This window comes from Pantoea sp. PA1, from assembly GCF_056856975.1.
Map to the genome: position 1 here is coordinate 186,100 of NZ_JBXGEE010000003.1, position 17,003 is coordinate 203,102.

At 56.2% G+C, this 17,003-nt stretch carries 14 protein-coding genes; 5 read left to right on the forward strand and 9 right to left on the reverse strand.

Features of this window, described 5'->3' with window-relative positions; genetic code table 11:
* Nucleotides 1-42: 42 nt before the first annotated feature.
* Entirely contained in the window at nt 43-933 is an 891-nt protein-coding gene (locus AC1V0D_RS14390; RefSeq protein WP_482907641.1) for a LysR family transcriptional regulator, read from the forward strand.
* Between the two features lie 7 nt (nt 934-940).
* On the opposite strand, the gene AC1V0D_RS14395 is transcribed toward AC1V0D_RS14390, so the two are convergent.
* The 3 genes from AC1V0D_RS14395 to AC1V0D_RS14405 all read right to left on the reverse strand — a co-directional run bounded on the left by AC1V0D_RS14395 (nt 941) and on the right by AC1V0D_RS14405 (nt 4,368).
* Nucleotides 941-1,723: a Brp/Blh family beta-carotene 15,15'-dioxygenase gene (locus AC1V0D_RS14395; protein WP_150029090.1), complete on the reverse strand. Its 783-nt coding sequence runs from the start codon at nt 1,721-1,723 to the stop codon at nt 941-943.
* 23 nt (nt 1,724-1,746) lie between these two features.
* Nucleotides 1,747-2,457 (reverse strand): bacteriorhodopsin, encoded by a 711-nt coding sequence (locus AC1V0D_RS14400; RefSeq protein ID WP_058957156.1) that lies wholly within the window; start codon nt 2,455-2,457, stop codon nt 1,747-1,749.
* A gap of 711 nt (nt 2,458-3,168) precedes the next feature.
* A complete protein-coding gene (locus AC1V0D_RS14405; protein ID WP_482907642.1) occupies nt 3,169-4,368 on the reverse strand; it encodes an MFS transporter in 1,200 nt (399 codons plus the stop codon).
* A 165-nt stretch (nt 4,369-4,533) separates the two neighbouring features.
* On the opposite strand from AC1V0D_RS14405, the gene AC1V0D_RS14410 reads away from it, so the two are divergent.
* Entirely contained in the window at nt 4,534-5,151 is a 618-nt protein-coding gene (locus AC1V0D_RS14410) for a TetR/AcrR family transcriptional regulator (protein WP_167431642.1), read from the forward strand.
* Nucleotides 5,152-5,205: 54 nt separating this feature from the next.
* Here the strand turns inward: AC1V0D_RS14410 and AC1V0D_RS14415 are convergent, their stop codons facing one another.
* Both AC1V0D_RS14415 and AC1V0D_RS14420 read right to left on the reverse strand, forming a co-directional pair.
* Nucleotides 5,206-5,562, reverse strand: coding sequence for a hypothetical protein (locus AC1V0D_RS14415; RefSeq protein WP_167428600.1), 357 nt, complete (start codon nt 5,560-5,562; stop codon nt 5,206-5,208).
* Between the two features lie 378 nt (nt 5,563-5,940).
* Nucleotides 5,941-6,162, reverse strand: a complete 222-nt coding sequence (locus AC1V0D_RS14420) for a hypothetical protein (protein ID WP_009092919.1) — start codon at nt 6,160-6,162, stop codon at nt 5,941-5,943.
* 571 nt (nt 6,163-6,733) lie between these two features.
* Between AC1V0D_RS14420 and AC1V0D_RS14425 the strand changes: the two genes are divergently transcribed.
* A complete protein-coding gene (locus tag AC1V0D_RS14425; RefSeq protein ID WP_307745113.1) occupies nt 6,734-7,843 on the forward strand; it encodes an SDR family oxidoreductase in 1,110 nt (369 codons plus the stop codon).
* Between the two features lie 87 nt (nt 7,844-7,930).
* On the opposite strand, the gene AC1V0D_RS14430 is transcribed toward AC1V0D_RS14425, so the two are convergent.
* A complete protein-coding gene (locus AC1V0D_RS14430; RefSeq protein ID WP_482907643.1) occupies nt 7,931-10,105 on the reverse strand; it encodes a TonB-dependent siderophore receptor in 2,175 nt (724 codons plus the stop codon).
* 371 nt (nt 10,106-10,476) lie between these two features.
* On the opposite strand from AC1V0D_RS14430, the gene AC1V0D_RS14435 reads away from it, so the two are divergent.
* Nucleotides 10,477-11,526: a tyrosine-type recombinase/integrase gene (locus AC1V0D_RS14435; RefSeq protein WP_482907732.1), complete on the forward strand. Its 1,050-nt coding sequence runs from the start codon at nt 10,477-10,479 to the stop codon at nt 11,524-11,526.
* A gap of 8 nt (nt 11,527-11,534) precedes the next feature.
* Here AC1V0D_RS14435 and pagP read toward each other — a convergent pair whose 3' ends face one another.
* A complete protein-coding gene (pagP, locus tag AC1V0D_RS14440) occupies nt 11,535-12,113 on the reverse strand; it encodes a lipid IV(A) palmitoyltransferase PagP (RefSeq protein ID WP_276047261.1) in 579 nt (192 codons plus the stop codon).
* Between the two features lie 434 nt (nt 12,114-12,547).
* Between pagP and fhuE the strand changes: the two genes are divergently transcribed.
* A complete protein-coding gene (gene fhuE / locus AC1V0D_RS14445) occupies nt 12,548-14,770 on the forward strand; it encodes a ferric-rhodotorulic acid/ferric-coprogen receptor FhuE (protein ID WP_154928809.1) in 2,223 nt (740 codons plus the stop codon).
* A 55-nt stretch (nt 14,771-14,825) separates the two neighbouring features.
* On the opposite strand, the gene AC1V0D_RS14450 is transcribed toward fhuE, so the two are convergent.
* Nucleotides 14,826-15,671 (reverse strand): VOC family protein, encoded by an 846-nt coding sequence (locus tag AC1V0D_RS14450; protein WP_482907733.1) that lies wholly within the window; start codon nt 15,669-15,671, stop codon nt 14,826-14,828.
* A gap of 20 nt (nt 15,672-15,691) precedes the next feature.
* On the reverse strand, nt 15,692-16,831 hold the full coding sequence (locus AC1V0D_RS14455) for an amidohydrolase (RefSeq protein ID WP_471803749.1): 1,140 nt from the start codon (nt 16,829-16,831) through the stop codon (nt 15,692-15,694).
* Nucleotides 16,832-17,003: the final 172 nt, after the last annotated feature.

Below are 17,003 nucleotides of genomic sequence, written 5' to 3' on the forward strand. Positions count from 1 at the left end.
AGACTGGATGGACGGTCTCAATGGACATAAAGTTGATAATCGATGGATAGCCTGACTTCTCTTACCTCTTTTGTACGGACAGCCGAGACGCTGAGCTTTGTTCAGGCTGCGCGACTGCTGGGGATTTCAGCGTCAGCAGTCGGTAAAAACGTCGCCAGACTGGAGCAAAAACTGGGCGTGCGGCTTTTTAACCGCAGCACAAGAAATGTGAGCCTGACGACGGAAGGGGCGGCACTACTCACCCGATGCAAAGCGATCCTGGAACAGCTTCAGGAAGCTGAGTCAGCACTGGCGAGCAGTGCCGCAGAACCTGCTGGCAGACTCCGGGTCTCACTCCCCGCAGCGGGCTACAGATTACTGCTTCCTGCGCTCCCCGCATTTACCCGCCGTTATCCTCAGATCGAACTGGATCTGGATTTCAGCGATCGGCTGGTGAATATCATCGACGAAGGGTTTGACGTGGCGATCCGCAGCGGCGAGTTAGCTGATTCCAGGCTGACGGCAAAAAGGCTGGGTCATTTCCGCTTCCTCCTCTGCGCCAGTCCCGCTTATCTGAACAATTCCGGGGTTCCGGCGTCAGCGGATGATCTGGCTGAGCACAGGTGCATTTTTTTCCGCCTGCCCGCCACCGGCTTGCTACAGACGTGGGAGCTTCAGGGGCTGCGGCCCGGCGCTGAACCCAGAGCGGCATCGGTGTTGACGGTGAATAACATTGAAGCGGCGATTGGCCTGAGCTTATCGGGAATGGGTATCAGCTATCTGCCCGACTTCGCCGTTCGCGACGCGCTGGCTGAGGGACAGCTAAAAGAAGTAATGCAGGGTTGCTGTACACAGCAGGGGCACTTCTCCGCCGTGTGGCCCTCCGGCCGCTACCTCTCCGCCCGGGTCCGCTGCTTTATCGATTTTAGTGCTGAATCGGGACTGGCCCTTTAAGAACGCGTCACGCCTGCTGCGGCGGTTCAAACCAGGGTGTCACCAGCATATGCGGAAGGGCGAGCGCGGCAAGGGCGGCAAACAGTGACCGGATGCCCGCAGCGTCACCGGGTAACATCATATAAATGATCAGCGAGGCCAGCACTATGGCCGCGGTCAATATCGGCCAGGTCAGATGGAGATAGCCCGCGTACGTGGTAAAGCCCAGCTGGTCACGACGCAGTCGGGTTTGCGGCAGCGCGTGCAGAATCAAAAATCCCATCGAAAAGCCGACGAAAGGCGGCAGCAGCAGCAGCGCCAGTATGCCCGCGATAAGATGTCCATCCCGCCGAAGAAGCCCGGTGAGGGTCAGCCCCAGCGCACCGATGCCACCGAGGATCGCAAGGGCCGCCGTCACAGACCCCGGCATCACGGATGCCAGCCCGGCCTGATGCAGGATAGACCTGAACGCGGGCAGATGAAGGGTGGCCGGGGCCGCTATCATCGTGATCCCCCGCGCCAGACGTTCTGTCAGTCCGCCGTGCGGTGCATCCTCAAGGGCAAAATGGACAGCTGAGGCGATCAGAAAGCCGGGCAACGCCAGCCCTGGCGCGCGGTGCCACCAGAGCAGACAGAGCGCAATCACTGCGCCATACAGGGCAAGAAACGGCAGCCGGCGGCGACGCTGAACCACGTCCAGATCGCTGGCGCCGTGCGCCATGCCGATAATCCCGATAGCGATAACCGCAAACAGCACCTGTACGGACAGCGGGCAGAAGGAGGCAGCCAGGGCTGCCCCCCACAGAGCCATCCATCCGGCCCCTGATCGTGTTATCACTTCACGGTACCCGTGCGGCGGGTATGATCGAGCGCTTTTTCCAGGTTAGCCGCCGCGTAAAAGGCATAGAAGACCTTCGCGATGATATCCAGTACTAAAAATGCCCAGACCGATGAGGGATCGGTAATGATTTTCAGGCCTTCCGGACCGACGAGGAACACAATCGGATAGATGAACCAGACGACGGTCAGCAGTGCGACATTTTTATTGTAGGCACCCGCCAGTGCACTGCCGCGATTGGCCGCCATGGTGCGAAGCGGTCCCCACAGCAGGTAAACCACTCCCAGAAACGCGGCACAGGACCAGAGGTACCAGACCCATTTCGCCGCCGCCGTTTCAGCCAGTGACGAAACCAGACCGGTGATAATCATCATGACATCCAGCACGATGATGGCAGTGAGAAAACCGCCCATTTCACCGGGCTTACCGTGTTCGTGGAAGGCGAGCATAACCAGGCCTGCCAGTAAAATCGGCGTCGTAATCGACCAGTCAGCGTAACGCGCCAGATAGACGGTGCTGCCGCTGTCCAGCGTCAGATTACCGAACCCGAATGCCATGGCCAGATAGGCGGTGGCGGCGATAAAAGGGACGGATGCATGCATGAGGGTATGATGACGGGAAGGAAATGTTTTGCCGCCGGTGGCGTAAATAACCAGTGACGCAATTGCCATGACCGAAAACCCGATCAAAAATGCGGTTTGATCCATGTTAATCTCTCCTGAGCAGTAGCGCGGAAATGCCGCCTGCTGCGTTGCCATAAATTGAATGCGTTTATATTCCGAAAAGAATATGCATTCAGTATATGGCGATTTCAGCAGCCTGCTCATTGTCAGGACGATTTCCGCCTGCGGATTAAAATAAAGAGGGTGAAAAGCCTTCGTTATCTGATTTAAAAAAGAACGGTGATGTTACGTTCTGTTTCTTAGCGTTTCGTTTTCCGATCGGCTGTCGGGTTGCCGTCAGGCTTAATGGTTATTTTCTGCTTAAAATTCAATTGCCTGAATGCGTTGAGAAACCGAGTTCCTGTTTCACACAAAAAAGAGAAAGTACAAGAAAAATATTTTTATCTGGAAAAATGAACACGCTGTACTAAGTCAATCCCGTGACGACATCAGGATTCAGGTCAGCGATGAGTGAAATAACAGAAGTCAGCACCTCTTATTGCCCGCCAGGATAATCAGAAAACCCGAAGCGGCGTGCTGAATAGTGACCCGACAGAAAAGGGAAATATCCTGTAAACGATCGTCGCGGGCTGAGGCGAGGGCGCTAATAAGTGCGGGAAGAAGACGGAAATAGTCAGGCCCGCATCGTCATTCGTTTATCTGCTTTAGTCTTTCTGTTCACCGCTGCGTATTGCGCAGACCGCATCTGTTTTGTTCTCTGCGCCATGATTATGCCTGCGTGAACGCTGCAACCGGTCAGTGATGTCTGGCACCAGGGCGGAAAGCCTGCTGTTTAGCCAGCAAGGCGATTACAAACGCCACAGCCATCAGCGCCATCAGCGCCCACGGAAATGAAGCGGCACCGGCACGATTGAGCAACAGTCCGCCGAGAATGCCGCCACTGGCGATCGCCAGATTCCACGCGGTCGTCACCATCGCCTGAACCACATCCACATGGTTGCCTGCCGAATCAGCGGCGGCCGTCTGCATCTGGGTTGATGCCCCACCGAATGACCATCCCCAGACGATAACCGCCAGGAATATAACAACCTGTTCCCGCATGCCCATAGCCAGCACCACAGAGACCGCAGCCAGTGCCGCCAGGCTAAGCAGCACCAGCCTGCGCAGGTGGCGATCGACCCAGATGCCGGTTATCCCGATCCCGGTTAATGCGGCCAGTCCGAACACCAGCAGGATAAGACCGACAGCGTTGCTCAAGCCCGACAGCGCCAGAAAGGGCCCGATAAAGGTATAAAGAATATTGTGGGCGGTCATCCAGAGAAAGATGACCGCCAGCACCGGGCGAACACCCGGCATCCTGAAAACCTGCCAGACGGGCAGACGGCGGTCTGCCTTCTGTCCCGGCAGATCAGGAACGGCAACCCATGCCCAGATAAACAGCACAATCGCCAGGGCAGCCATCACGCCAAAGGCGACCCGCCATCCCAGCATGTTTCCCAGCCAGGAGCCTGCGGGTGTGCCCAGGGATAACGCAACCGGAATGCCGACCATCGCAATGGCTAGGGCGCGACCCTGTAAATCTGGCGCAACAAGACGCCGCGCATAGCCTGCCAGCATTCCCCAGGCCAGCCCGGCCGCCACACCGGACATAAAACGGGCCGCCAGCGTGAGCCAGTAGCTGGCAGAAAAGGTGGTGATGGTGTTGAAAATCACAAAGATCCCGATAGCGAGCAGCAGGACTTTTTTGCGGCGCCAGCCGCTGGTCAGCACGGTCAGCGGGATCGCCGCCAGCAGTGACCCCAGAGCATAGAGACTCACTAACTGTCCTGCCATCACCTGAGAGACGCCAAGTCCCTGACTGATGTCCGGCAGCAGACCGGCCGGCAGGGTTTCGGTCAGAATGGCGATAAAGCCGGTCATGGCAAAGGCCAGCAGGGAGGCGAGCGGCAGACCCGCCTGAGCGGTGACTTCACGGGGTTCGATATGGGCGGACACGGTAACCTCTTTTAATCTCACTGAAGGAAAGAAGCCGCTGACAGCGGACTTCATGACATTTGTATCGATTGGTATATTTATCGAAGCTAGAGATCGGATCGTCACTTGTCAAGCACATATGTATCGATTAGTATTTAAGTCTCACAGGCATGAACAGGAGGGGCTATGGCTCAGATGGGACGTCCACGTTCGTTTGACCGGGACGAGGCGATTCGTCAGGCAATGTTTCTTTTCTGGCAGCATGGCTTCGAGTCCACCTCGCTTGCTCTGCTCAAGGCCAGTCTCGGCAACGGCATTACCGCACCCAGTTTCTACGCTGCATTTGGCTCAAAAGAGGCGCTGTTTGAAGAGGTTGTCGACTGTTATCTCTCCTCATATGGTCAGGTTAACGACTGTCTCTGGGACGACGAGCTCAGGCCGTTTGATGCCATAGAACAGGCATTGCGCGCTTCCGCAAAGATGCAGACCGATCCGGGGCATCCCAGCGGCTGTCTGATCGCCTTGTCCGTAAATACCTGTTCCCCTTCAAACGAGCACATCCGCACCTTACTGGCAATCCAACGCCAGCGCACCCGGTCGGGGTTTTTGCGCTGTGTCGTCAGAGCCAAAGAGGCGGGCGAGCTGGCTGCCGACACCGATGCGCGCGCGCTGGCACAGACCTTTCACAGTTTTGAGACAGGACTTTCGACGGAAGCGCGGGATGGGGCAACGGGAGAGGAACTGGATGCAGCCGTGACGGCTGCGCTGAAAGTCTGGGAGAGGTTTACAACGAAGGCGGCATAGCCTGAAGCCATAGACGTATCATCATAAAGCCCGCACCGGGCGGGCTGAATACGCCTACAGGCCGACCAGCGTAATGCGTTTCCGGGCGGTCAGCGTTTCATACAGCGCTTTAGCCAGACGGTCAGGTTCCACCACGCCACATTCCGACTGCTCGCCGTCGGAATCAGCCCAGAACGATTTAATACGCAGTGTGGTGTTGATCCTGGCGACGCGTTCCATCTCCAGCACGGCAAGCACCTGATGCCGCATCTCTCCCCCTTTAACGCTCGATTTAGCCTCTATCACGGCTGCGCGGGTGGCTTTTCCGTCATAGATGACATGGCAGCGTGCGCCGTTAAGGTTGAAAGTATGAAGCACCTCATAAAGGCCCTGAACTGTCTTTGCACTGTAGGATAACGGCATATCAAACATAACAGATCCCTCTGACGCGGAACGGTGTGAGCCCCCAGCATAGGTGAACTGTAACCAGAGGAGAAGTTACTGTTTTTTAATGAGAAATATAGATATCTAAGGATACTGTAACGTCCGTGATTTTTATTCCAGTTCTGGCTGGCACTACCAGAAAGCGAAGCGCGAAAAGAGGAGGCCTGGCGGGGGCGGATTTGGGTTAATAAAAAGCCTGCGCGAGGCAGGCTAATCGTTCCAGCAGAATGTATGCACACAATCTGATATTTGTCTGCTTCCGCCATCGTACAGGAGAAATATTAGGATAAGATTAAGAATAATCGCTATCTCAACGCATTAACTTTTGTTGTGCGCGACGTCCTGATTACGCGGCGTGCGGTCAGTTTATTTTTGTGCCTGCGTGTTTTGCTCAGCCTCTTTCTGTTTTTTCTTCGCCATATGATGACCGACTGCGCATCCGGCTGCGGCGCCAGCCACACCATGATGGGCAAGATGACCTGCCACGCCGCCTGCTACGGCACCCTTCAGACATCCGGCAGCGTTAGCCTGCAGGTTGACGGACAAAAACAGACCGGTAGCCATAACGATAACTGATAATTTTTTCATCTCTTCCTGTCCTGGTGATCGTGGTTGTATGTTCATGCCAACAGAGCATAGCCACTTTTTTTCACTTCAGGCTGGCCCGGTCAGAGTTATCGCGAAGTTAGTTACCGGTCGTTACGCTTTTGTCGTTCCTGACCGCAATGCGTGATTTATTTCAACGGGTGTCATACTGGATCATAATTAAACGCCAGATAAACGAAAGCAGAATGCGATCATCTCTTTTCTCTCTGTTTAACCCGTGGTGAGAATATTGAAGACTGTAATGAACCAAAAAAAATAAATAGTCCGTTTTTATTTTCATTCCTGAAAATGTTTATTAGTTCAGCGAAAAAAAATTAAAAAATGAGTTGATCCCATATGGCAAAGATTGTTGAAATCAGGCGGCAGGTTTAGCCGGCGGCTATTTAATTATTGTTTAGTTTTCTCAGCTGAAAGATAAACAAAATCTAAATAGATGAGCGCGGTGAAATTATTTAACGCCATGCAGGGGAGTTCACTGAACTGAATTTCACTCCTGTTCTGGAAAACATTCTTTAATGCTTTCCTGTGATTAACCAGAACGAATGACACTATCATGAAAAATATACTCATTACCGGGTCAACAGGTTTTTTAGGCGGCGCTGTCGTCGCCCGTTTATTGCAGAACAGTCCCAGGGACAGACTGCTGCTCCTTGTCAGAGGCGAAAATGTTGAGGAGGGGGTAAACCGCGTTAAAACAAACCTGAAAAACTTTGGGTTAGATGAGTCATTAATCAGCACGATAGAGAGTGACAACATTCTTCTGGGCGACCTCGCCTTCACGGAAAACTTTATCCACGACACGCGCCTTGACGACGTGACGCACGTGATTAACTGCGCCGCCGTCGCATCCTTTGGCAATAACCCCTTTATCTGGAAAGTGAATGTTGAGGGCACGTTTCAGTTTGCCGAGCGCATGAGCCGGGTTGCGGGGCTGAAGAAGTTTATCCACGTGGGTACGGCCATGTCCTGCGCCCCGGAACCGGGATCGCTGGTGACCGAGAGCGAGCTGAACTCCAGCCGCGATCAGCACGTTGTCGAGTACACCTGGAGTAAGGCCTCAATTGAAAAACTGATGACGGAAAAGCTGCCCGGGCTGCCGCTGGTTATCGCGCGTCCTTCGATTGTCGTGGGCCATTCCGATCAGGGTTGTCTGCCCTCAGCCAGCATTTTCTGGGTGTTCCGGATGGTGCTGGCGCTGGGTAAATTCACCTGCGAACTTGGCGATCGGATTGATGTGGTGCCGGTTGATTACTGCGCAGAGGCACTGGTACTGCTGCTTGATGCGGAAGCGGTGATCAATGAGGTCATTCACATTTCTGCCGGGGCGCAGAGCAGTGTCACCTTCGCGGAAATTGACGAGGCGATGGCCAGAGCATCCGGTGAAAAAGCCCTGGGACCGGATTATCAGAAGGTCTCCTATAAACACCTGGCGGAGAGCAGAAGAACCTTTAAAGATCTGTTCGGGCCCTGTAACGAACGCATCATGCTGCGAGCCATGAATTTATATGGTCATTTTTCCAATCTGAATGTGGTCTTTGATAATTCAAAATTACTGCAGCTGGGAATGAGCAGGCCTTCACGCTTCACCGATTATCTGGATCGCTGTGTGGTGACGACGCGCAATTCAACGATTGCAGAACTGATGCAGGTGGACTTTAAATAGCAGAGTCCGGGCGTGCATGGCTGGGGTATTGAGCTCAGGAGTTGATGTGACACTGAAAAAGCGCTTCCGGAGGGAAGCGCGTTATTTTCAGAAGGTGAACGTCAGACCGGCATAATAGGCACGACCCGGTTCATTATACGTTGAAGCCCCGTCAGCTTCGCGATACAGCTGTTTATCCAGCAGGTTATTAATCCCGGCATTGGCGCGCAGGTTTTTAGTAATATCATAATTAAAGTTAATGCCAAAGACGGAATAAGCACCCACTTCACGATCAGACATCGATCCGTTTTCCGTCCGCGACTCGGCATGGCGGCGCGGCTTCTGACGCCCATACATGGTCCAGTTCAGGTCAGTCGAGAAATCCTGCGTAACCTGCCAGTCGAGCAGGGTATTAATGGTATATTTCGGGATGATCGACAGCGGGTTTCTTGTCTCCTTATCCTTAGACTCGATCATATAGGTGGCATTAGTGCGCCACTCCAGTGTGTCCCGGACCAGTGGGATCGTGACGTTACCCTCCAGCCCCTCAACCACCGCTTTGCCGCCGTTACTCCATTGCAGAATATTATTGCCATTGGAGGCGTAGCCCAGCACCTCGGTACCGGAGACGATTTTGTTTTTATAGTCATTGCGGAACCAGGTGATCCCCGCAATATACCCCTGCTGGCTGTACTCAATACCCAGCTCTTTATTAACACTGACTTCGGGATCAAGATTTTCATTACCCAGCAGATAGCAGCTGCCGCGCGCAACATTGACCGGACAGCCGTTGCCCCGGGTCGCCAGTAAATACCCTTCACTGGACTGATAGAGGTTGGGGGCTTTAAAAGCACGGGCAATACCCGCCTTCAGCGTAAAACTGTCGCCCAGTCCCTGCGAGATATTCAGCGACGGACTCCAGTTAGCGCCGAACGTATCGTGATAATCAAAGCGCAATCCGGGGATCACTTCAGTGCTGTCCGTCAGGGCGATGTTATCTTCAACGTAGAGGGAGCTGAGCGTGGCGCTGTTTTTACTGTTTCGACTGCCGGGGTCACCACTGACTCCATTGATCGACACGCCTGGCGCACGGGTGCCGTTCATGGAGTTGGGATCGTTCAGCTCATCCCGGTTCCACTCGGCGCCCAGCGTCACGGTCTGCTCACGCAGCAGTTCTAGGGGGAAGCTGATCTCTCCGCCTGCACGATAACTGTCGAAACGGCTGGTCGAAAAGGTTCTGCTGTTGATCCGGCCTTCACCTGAACCGGCTGTGCCTTCGTTCAGGCGGGTATTGTTGGTTTTTTCATAGTTGAAGGTGAGTTTCGACTGTCCCCAGTCCCAGATCCCATTGTGGGCAAGCCCCCAGGTCTGACGGTAGAGCCGGTTGGTCTCCGCGCCATCGAGCGATTCGATCAGCGCATTACCGGCCCCGTTGCTGTACTGCGTATCACCGGCATAGATATTGCCCTGGCGGCTATAGCCGTAACTGAAATCCAGCACCTGAAGCGGCGTGATCTTCCAGGAGAGCACGCTGTTAATGTCTTTGTTGCGTACACCTTCACGACCGGCGGCAGCCGAGCCGTTCTGCGACTGGTTAATATCGAAGGCATCACTGTCGGTTTTGTTGATATTGCCATAGAGACGCATGGTCAGCGCATCGCCTGCCAGCGGCCCGCTCAGATTGAAGTTGGCGCGGCGCGTTGCGCCTTCTTTATTATCTTCCGGCTGGTTGGTGTAGAGCGACAGCGAACCGCTCCAGTGATCGGTGGGACGTTTGGTAATGATGTTCACCACACCGCCGGCCGCGCCAGAACCATAGCGGGCTGCCGCCGGTCCGCGAATGACTTCAATCCGCTCGACCATTTCAGGTGGCACCCAGTTAGAGTCACCGCGGGAGTCACGCTCGCCGCGCCAGCTGTATCGAACCGAATTGCGCGACGTGGTGGGAACGCCATCGATCAGAATCAGGGTGTTTTCCGGCCCCATGCCGCGAATGTCGATCTGGCGATTGTTGCCGCGCACGCCGTTAGCACTGTTGCCGGTAAGATTAACACCCGGCATTTTGCGGATAATATCGGAGAGGTCATTGACCGGCGGATTCTTTCTGATGTCCTGTGCGGTGATCACCGATACCCCCGGCTGCTGCTTTAACTCCTCTTCGGCGGTGACCAGCATGGTCTGATCGTCAGCCAGCTTCTCCGTCTCTTCCTGACTCGCCCCATTGGCAGAAGTACTTAATACGCCAGCCAGCAGCAGCGCAGCAGGGCGTTTATGGACACGCATGGTTACATTCACTTAGAAGTTCTCCCTGAATCGTTAATGTATGTAAGCAAATGCGTATGATAATGATAATAGTTCGCATTGTATATCGCAGCAGGGGATCTTTACATTCCCGCATTCGCGATCGTGCTGTCACCTCAGAGAGCGGCAAATTCGTGCGGAAAACGTACAGCCGGGAGGTATCTGATTCTGTGTCATGGCCCGTTTTAATTCTCAGATTTCATCAGAATGCGTTTCCGTGACTCCAGACTTAATAGGTCTGGAGTCACAGCGACTGAGTCAGTAGAATGGCCCGCCTGTAGAGTGAAAGGGAGAGTCATGTGATCGATCGGACATCCAGCCCGGTGCGCTCCGCGCATGTCGGCCAGCACGTCATGATCTGGCTGGAGCAGGTTAAAGCCGCCTCGTTAGGTGAGCTGGATAACTTCGGGGATGAAGGAACCGTAGAGCAGGTTATGAAGGTCTGGGTCAAACTGTCGCTGCTGATCAGCCGCCGCCGCCCGGAGATCGCCGTTTCTTCCCTGCTGAAACATGTTCTGCCCGGTATCGGTTCTCAGCCGCTGAAAAACCTGACGCGTCTGCGTCTCAACCGGCTCTATAACATCCTGATTGCGGAAGGGAAAAAGGAGGAGGCGCGGCGGGTCTTTGCACTGACGAAACAGTTTCTGGCCTGGGCCGAGATGCAGGGCTATCTCGATCACTCCCCGATTGCCTCAATGAAAAAGCGCGATGTGGCGGGCCGGACATCACCGCCGCGCAGTCGCCAGCTGAGCGATGCGGAGATCTGGGTTTTCTGGCACGGGCTGGACAACTGGGCACTGTCGGAACAGGCGCGCTGGGCGCTGCGGTTGTGTCTGGTCAGCGCCCGGCGACCGGATGAGATTGTGCAGGCGCAGAAAGCGGAGTTTGATCTGCAGCTGGAACTCTGGAAGCAGGGCACCCGTAATAAATCGCAGCGGGAGCATGTGCTGCCAATCTCACCGCTGATGCATCAGTGCATCGAGGCTCTGCTACAGGCCGCCGATCCGGACTCCCCCTGGCTGGTGCCCGCACCCCGCGATCCGCAGCAGCCGCTCTCTAAAGGTGCGCTCAATCAGGCGCTGCGCCGGATGATCCGCGCCCCGCGCGGGCTGGGACTGGAAACCTTCACGCCGCGCGACCTGCGCCGCACTGCGCGATCCAAACTCTCTGCGCTCGACACGCCCAACGACGTTGCCCGCAAAATCATGAACCATGCGCTGGAAGGGATCGATCGGGTTTATGACACGCATGACTACCTGAGCCAGATGCGCATCGCCATGAACCGTTTTTCTGCTGCCGTTGAACAGATCATCGCCTGCGAAAGTTATCATCAGCTGCAACACCGCTATGAGGGTGAAACCCTGTTACTCGACGAGCGCGCCATCATGGCGATGGCGCGCTGACCGGACCGTCAGAAGTGGTAACGCAGCCAGGCAAAGTAGACGTTGCCGTTATTGTGCGTGCCGGGGATGTAGGTCATCTGGAAATCGAGATCGCCATAGCCGATGGCGGCAAGCGGCAGTATCGCCGGCACCGGGATGTAATCCCAGTTGTGACGTGCCGTCACACCGGCGGTATAACCCGCACCCCAGTGGAAATTCTGATCGGCCAGCGGACGCCACGTCGCCACCCAGCCGTAGCCGCCAAAGGGCTCCCACTTATTAAAGGAGTCCTTGAACGCCATTAAGTAGATACCGTTCCAGTTGCCTTTCTCGTCGTAGCGGGAGATACCGCCACCGGCGCCCCAGGGTCTTTCATTATATTTATCAATATGTTCCCGGTCGTAGGTCGCACGGTTGTGCCACGTGATAGCGGGCAGGTAAAAATCGATACCCTGTGGCTGCTGCCAGGTCGTGGCAACGTTATTGCTGAAGGTGTTCCAGCCAGCACTGACATTCTGCACCAGCGTGGCAGACCAGGCAGAAGGGGCTGAAAACAGACTCAAAACGGTCGTCGTCATCAGCGCATTGAAAAGGGATGTTTTGCGCATGTGCGAATTCCTGCAATCTCTGGTGTTTAATAAGGTAATAAAAGGGTTAAGGCGGGTATTGTGGCATGAAGAGTGACAACTTCAGGTCAATGAACGGCCCTTACGGGATATTATAGTGACGGTAAGCGAAACGGCACCCGAATTTTTCTGATAAAGCCGCCGGGATTTATCGGGCAGCTTTTCCCATCTCCCTCTTCCCGGCTTCTCCGGCACCGATCATCTCCTGAAAAAAGCGGCATCATCTGTTAACAAAATCTTGCAATGAAAATCGCAATGCGTATATTTCTCATTTGCTTTAAAGGTTTATCACACCCGCCTCAGGCGCACAGGGAAAACGTTTCTGGTTCCTCAAACCAAAAGCAGGGCAGCGATGCCCGCAGGATGCACGGTCGTGACAGTGGCAGATAAAAATCATAAAGATAACTGAGGAATAAATGAACGCATTTGAATTTCAGCGTGCCGGGGAAACGGGCGCGACGGCTTCGCACCGCCTGTTCCGCCTCTCCCTGCTGGCTGCCCTGGTCGCCACCTCACTGGGACAGAACGTGGCCCGTGCCGCAGAAAGCGCGGCACCCGCCGTCAGCGATGAGCAGACCCTCACCGTCAGCGCCTCTGCCGATGACGGCGTGACAACGTCACCTGCCACCGATTACAGCGTTCCGGTTACCCGCGCGGGCACAAAAATGCTGGGTACCGTGCGGGATGTGCCACAGTCTGTCAGCATCGTCAGTTCGCAACGGATGGCTGACCAGCAACTGCAGTCGCTGGATGACGTTCTGGCTAACACCACCGGTATCCGCGGCGTCAGTGTCGATATGGATCGCACCAGCTACTACTCCCGCGGCTTTTTGATCGACAACTATATGGTCGATGGTATTCCGACCGCGTTTGCCGAGCGCTGGAATCTGGGTGACGCGCAGACTGACATGGCGCTCTATGAGCGTGTTGAAGTGGTGCGCGGGGCAACCGGTCTGCTGACCGGTCCGGGCAATCCCTCGGCCGCCATTAACATGGTGCGCAAACATGCGGACAGCAAAACGTTCGGCGGCACCGTCTCTGCCAGCTACGGCAGCTGGAACAAACAGCGTTATGTGGCCGATCTCTCGGCACCGCTCAGTGACAGCGGCAATGTCCGTGGCCGCCTGATCGCGGGCTGGCAGGATAACAACAGTTTCATTGAGCGCTACGGCGCTAAAAAACAGTTTATCTATGGCGTGGTTGATGCCGATCTGACCGACTCTGCCACGCTCTCGGTCGGGTATGAGTTCAGCCAGGTTAACACCGATTCCACGATGTGGGGGGGCGCGCCGCGCTGGTATACCGACGGGACGCAGATCCACGCCCGTCGCGGCTATAACACCGCGCCTGACTGGGCCTACAACGACAAAGAGAACCGCAAGCTCTTCGTCAACCTGAAACAGGACTTCGCTAACGGCTGGAACCTGACGCTGAACGGCACGCACAATGAGATGCGTCTGGACAGTAAGCAGATCTATCTCGATGGCTTCTTCGATCGCAACAGCGGCGCGGGTGTCTCCTCCTATGCCAACTACCCGGTGGTGGGCGGGACCGGTTACAACACCGGAAAACGCAAGGTGGATGCGGTCGATGCCTTTGCCAGCGGCCCGTATGAGCTGCTGGGACGTCAGCATGAGCTGATGGTGGGCGTCAGTTACAGCCGTCAGGATAATAAATATTTCAGTACGTTTGAGAACATCTCCCCTGAATCGCTGGGCAACTTCAACGATTTTAACGGCCAGTATCCGGAATCGGCCTGGACACCGCGCCTGCCGGCCAGCGATACCCAGCTGGTGCACCAGAAGTCGACCTATATGGCGACCCGCCTGTCGCTGGCCGATCCGCTGCATCTGATCCTCGGCGCCCGTTACACCAACTGGAATCGCGAAACACCCGGCGGTGAGATGGAGAAGAACAACACCACGCCGTATGGCGGTCTGATTTATGACTTCGCCGAAAACTGGTCTGCCTACGCCAGCTACACCTCGGTATTCCAGCCGCAGGATTATCGCGATGTCAGCGGGGCGTACCTGTCGCCGGTGATCGGCAAAAACTATGAGGCCGGTCTGAAATCAGACTGGATGAATAGCCGCTTCACCACCTCACTTTCCGTGTTCCGCACCGAACTGGATAATGTCGGTGAAGCCACCACGCAGATCGTTCAGGGTTCCGGCGATGTGGCCTATATTGGCCGCAAAGGCGTGGTAAGTCGCGGCGTGGAGTTTGAGGTCAACGGCGCATTAACCGATGACTGGCAGATGACCTTTGGCGGCACGCGCTACATCGCAGAAAACCGCGATGGCACGACGTTCAATCCGCAACTGCCACAGACCAGCTTCAACCTCTTCACCAGCTACCGTCTGCCTGCTCTGCAGGCGCTGACGCTGGGCGGCGGCGTCAACTGGCAGACGCATATCTGGAACGATGTCGGTGCACCGGAAGGCAATGGCACCTGGCGGGCGCGTCAGGGCAGCTACGCGCTGGTTGATCTCTTTGCCCGCTATCAGGTGAATAAAAATCTGTCGCTGCAGGGTAACCTGAATAACCTGTTCGACAAGGCGTATGACACCAGCGTCGCCAGTTCGGTGGTCTACGGCGAGCCGCGTAATTTCTCGGTCACCGCCAGCTACACCTTCTGATCGCACTCCATGAAAACGCCTCAGACGGGGCGTTTTTTTTCGGATCATGCCGCCTTCAGGCAAAACGCAGCGCCAGATTAAAGCCCTCTCCGGACGCCACGACAATCGCCTCAGCCTGCTCGTGGAACAGAATATTCCCTGCCAGCAACGCGTTTTTCACCAGGGCGAGATCGGTTGTGACAAACCCCAGCGCCACCATCCGGGCGCTGCCATCATAATCCTCCGGCAATGGGCCGAAGCGCTGTTGCGCATAGTCGGCGGAGGCAAAGCGTACCGTGGCAGCCCCGGCGCGCAGCACGAAAGCGCCTTCCGGACAGGCGAGAACCTTTGCGGCACCAAAAAGCCGGCTGTAGACCTGCGCCGCGTGCGCCGGGTCCTGCGCGACGATGACAAACTCACTGATATTCTGCACCCCATTGGGATGGCGCTGCCAGGCGGGCTGCCACACCGTGTCCGGCGTCAGATGCTGGCAGAAAAAGGATCGTCCATTGGGGATCAGTGAGGCACGCAGCCGCACGGTCCGGAAGTGCGCTTCACTGACCGAGCCATCCGGCAGGGTCACCGGCCGCCAGAAGGCAGCAGGCGGATCGCCATCCAGATCCTGTCTTTCCAGGTGCAGAAACTCACTCTCTGCATCGCTGCTTTTCCACACCAGTCCGCTTAGTCCCAGCGGAGAATTCCACTGGTCGGCACGCTGGCTGCCTTTGCCGGGCTCATAGCCGAGCAGCTCCAGATAATTTTCGCCAAAAATAGCCAGATGATTGCTCGATCCCAGCGAGTGGTGGCCCCGCTCGGTGAGCTGAAAGCCGAGCCGCCGGAAGCGGGCGCTGGCGTTATCCAGCTGGTCGGCCACATTAATGACCGCGTGGTCGAGAACCGGTTGCGGCACCGGAACAGCGATCGTCGTACGCTTTTTTTTCGTCATTGCGCTACCACTCTCTGCAGCGCGCGCGGCACCAGCCGGGTAAAGTACGCCACGGCCGGACCTATCAGCGCCTCATCCGGATCGAAAGCGGCGTGATGCAAACCATACTCGCTGGCACTGCCGATGCTGACAAAGGCGCCCGGCACCTGTTGCAGGTAGAAAGCAAAATCTTCGCCACCCATCTGTGGCGTCTCCGCCTGTTCAGCGAGATAGCCGCTCTCGCGGGCGACGTCCAGCGCCACTTCCACCCACGCCGGGGTATTGATCAGCGCAGGCGGGCCAGCCGTCCACACCAGTTCTGCGGTCGCGCCAAATCCGCCAGCAATACCCTGAATCAGCGCCCGGATGCGATGCGGGATCTGCTCGCGGATCGCGCTATTGTGGGTGCGCACGGTTCCCTCCAGTTCGACGGTCTGGGGCAGCACATTCCAGGTATTCCCGGCGGTAAAGCGCGTGACGCTCAGCACGACGGTTTCCAGCGAGCTGAACACCCGACTCGGCAGGGTCTGCAGGGCCGTCACAATATGGCTGGCCACCACAATGGAATCGATGCCCTCCTGGGGGCGGGCAGCATGCGCGCCTTTGCCCGCAACGCGGATCACAAAGCGATCCACATTGGCATAAAACGCGCCCGGGCGGCTGCGCAGGGTGCCCAGCGGCAGGTCGGGGGCATTATGCAGGCCAAATATCGCCTTCACGCCCTCCAGCGCACCCGCCGCGATCAGCTGCTGCGCGCCATCGAAGGTCTCCTCAGCAGGCTGAAACAGAATTCGCACCCGGCCTGGCAGCGTGCTTTCCTGCTGCTTCAGCTGCAGGGCAACGCCCAGCATGACGGCGCTGTGAACGTCATGACCGCAGGCGTGCATCACACCCGGCTGACGGGATCGCCACGGGCGGTCGGTGATCTCCTCAATCGGTAGCGCATCTATGTCAGCACGCAGGGCGATGAGCGCTTCACCGTGACCCATTTCTGCCACTACGCCCGTTTTCAGCCCCAGCGGTAACAGCCGTATTCCGGCCTCGGTGAGCCAGCGGCTCAGGCGTTCCGTGGTGGCAAATTCATGATTGGAGAGTTCAGGATGCTCGTGCAGTTCACGCCGCCACTGCACCAGCTGTTCGGTTAAAGGCAATGTCATGGTTATCCCTGTTGTTCCGGCAGAAAAGGCTCGCCCGGCGTCAGCATCAGGCGACTGGCCCAGGCAAAAAAGGTTGGGCATGAATCAGAGCGGGCAGGGAGAGCATGGCGCAGGGTGAAATAACGTCTTCATGATAAATTCCTTTGTTATTAATTGCCTCAGCAAGCGGAAT

Excerpts from the sequence above, each read along its gene's own strand:
- AC1V0D_RS14390 (WP_482907641.1), top strand. The coding sequence starts at position 43 with ATGGATAGCCTGACTTCTCTTACCTCTTTTGTACGGACAGCCGAGACG.
- AC1V0D_RS14395 (WP_150029090.1), bottom strand. The coding sequence starts at position 1,723 with ATGGCTCTGTGGGGGGCAGCCCTGGCTGCCTCCTTCTGCCCGCTGTCC.
- AC1V0D_RS14400 (WP_058957156.1), bottom strand. The coding sequence starts at position 2,457 with ATGGATCAAACCGCATTTTTGATCGGGTTTTCGGTCATGGCAATTGCG.
- AC1V0D_RS14410 (WP_167431642.1), top strand. The coding sequence starts at position 4,534 with ATGGCTCAGATGGGACGTCCACGTTCGTTTGACCGGGACGAGGCGATT.
- AC1V0D_RS14415 (WP_167428600.1), bottom strand. The coding sequence starts at position 5,562 with ATGTTTGATATGCCGTTATCCTACAGTGCAAAGACAGTTCAGGGCCTT.
- AC1V0D_RS14420 (WP_009092919.1), bottom strand. The coding sequence starts at position 6,162 with ATGAAAAAATTATCAGTTATCGTTATGGCTACCGGTCTGTTTTTGTCC.
- AC1V0D_RS14425 (WP_307745113.1), top strand. The coding sequence starts at position 6,734 with ATGAAAAATATACTCATTACCGGGTCAACAGGTTTTTTAGGCGGCGCT.
- AC1V0D_RS14430 (WP_482907643.1), bottom strand. The coding sequence starts at position 10,105 with ATGCGTGTCCATAAACGCCCTGCTGCGCTGCTGCTGGCTGGCGTATTA.
- AC1V0D_RS14435 (WP_482907732.1), top strand. The coding sequence starts at position 10,477 with ATGATCTGGCTGGAGCAGGTTAAAGCCGCCTCGTTAGGTGAGCTGGAT.
- pagP (WP_276047261.1), bottom strand. The coding sequence starts at position 12,113 with ATGCGCAAAACATCCCTTTTCAATGCGCTGATGACGACGACCGTTTTG.
- fhuE (WP_154928809.1), top strand. The coding sequence starts at position 12,548 with ATGAACGCATTTGAATTTCAGCGTGCCGGGGAAACGGGCGCGACGGCT.
- AC1V0D_RS14455 (WP_471803749.1), bottom strand. The coding sequence starts at position 16,831 with ATGACATTGCCTTTAACCGAACAGCTGGTGCAGTGGCGGCGTGAACTG.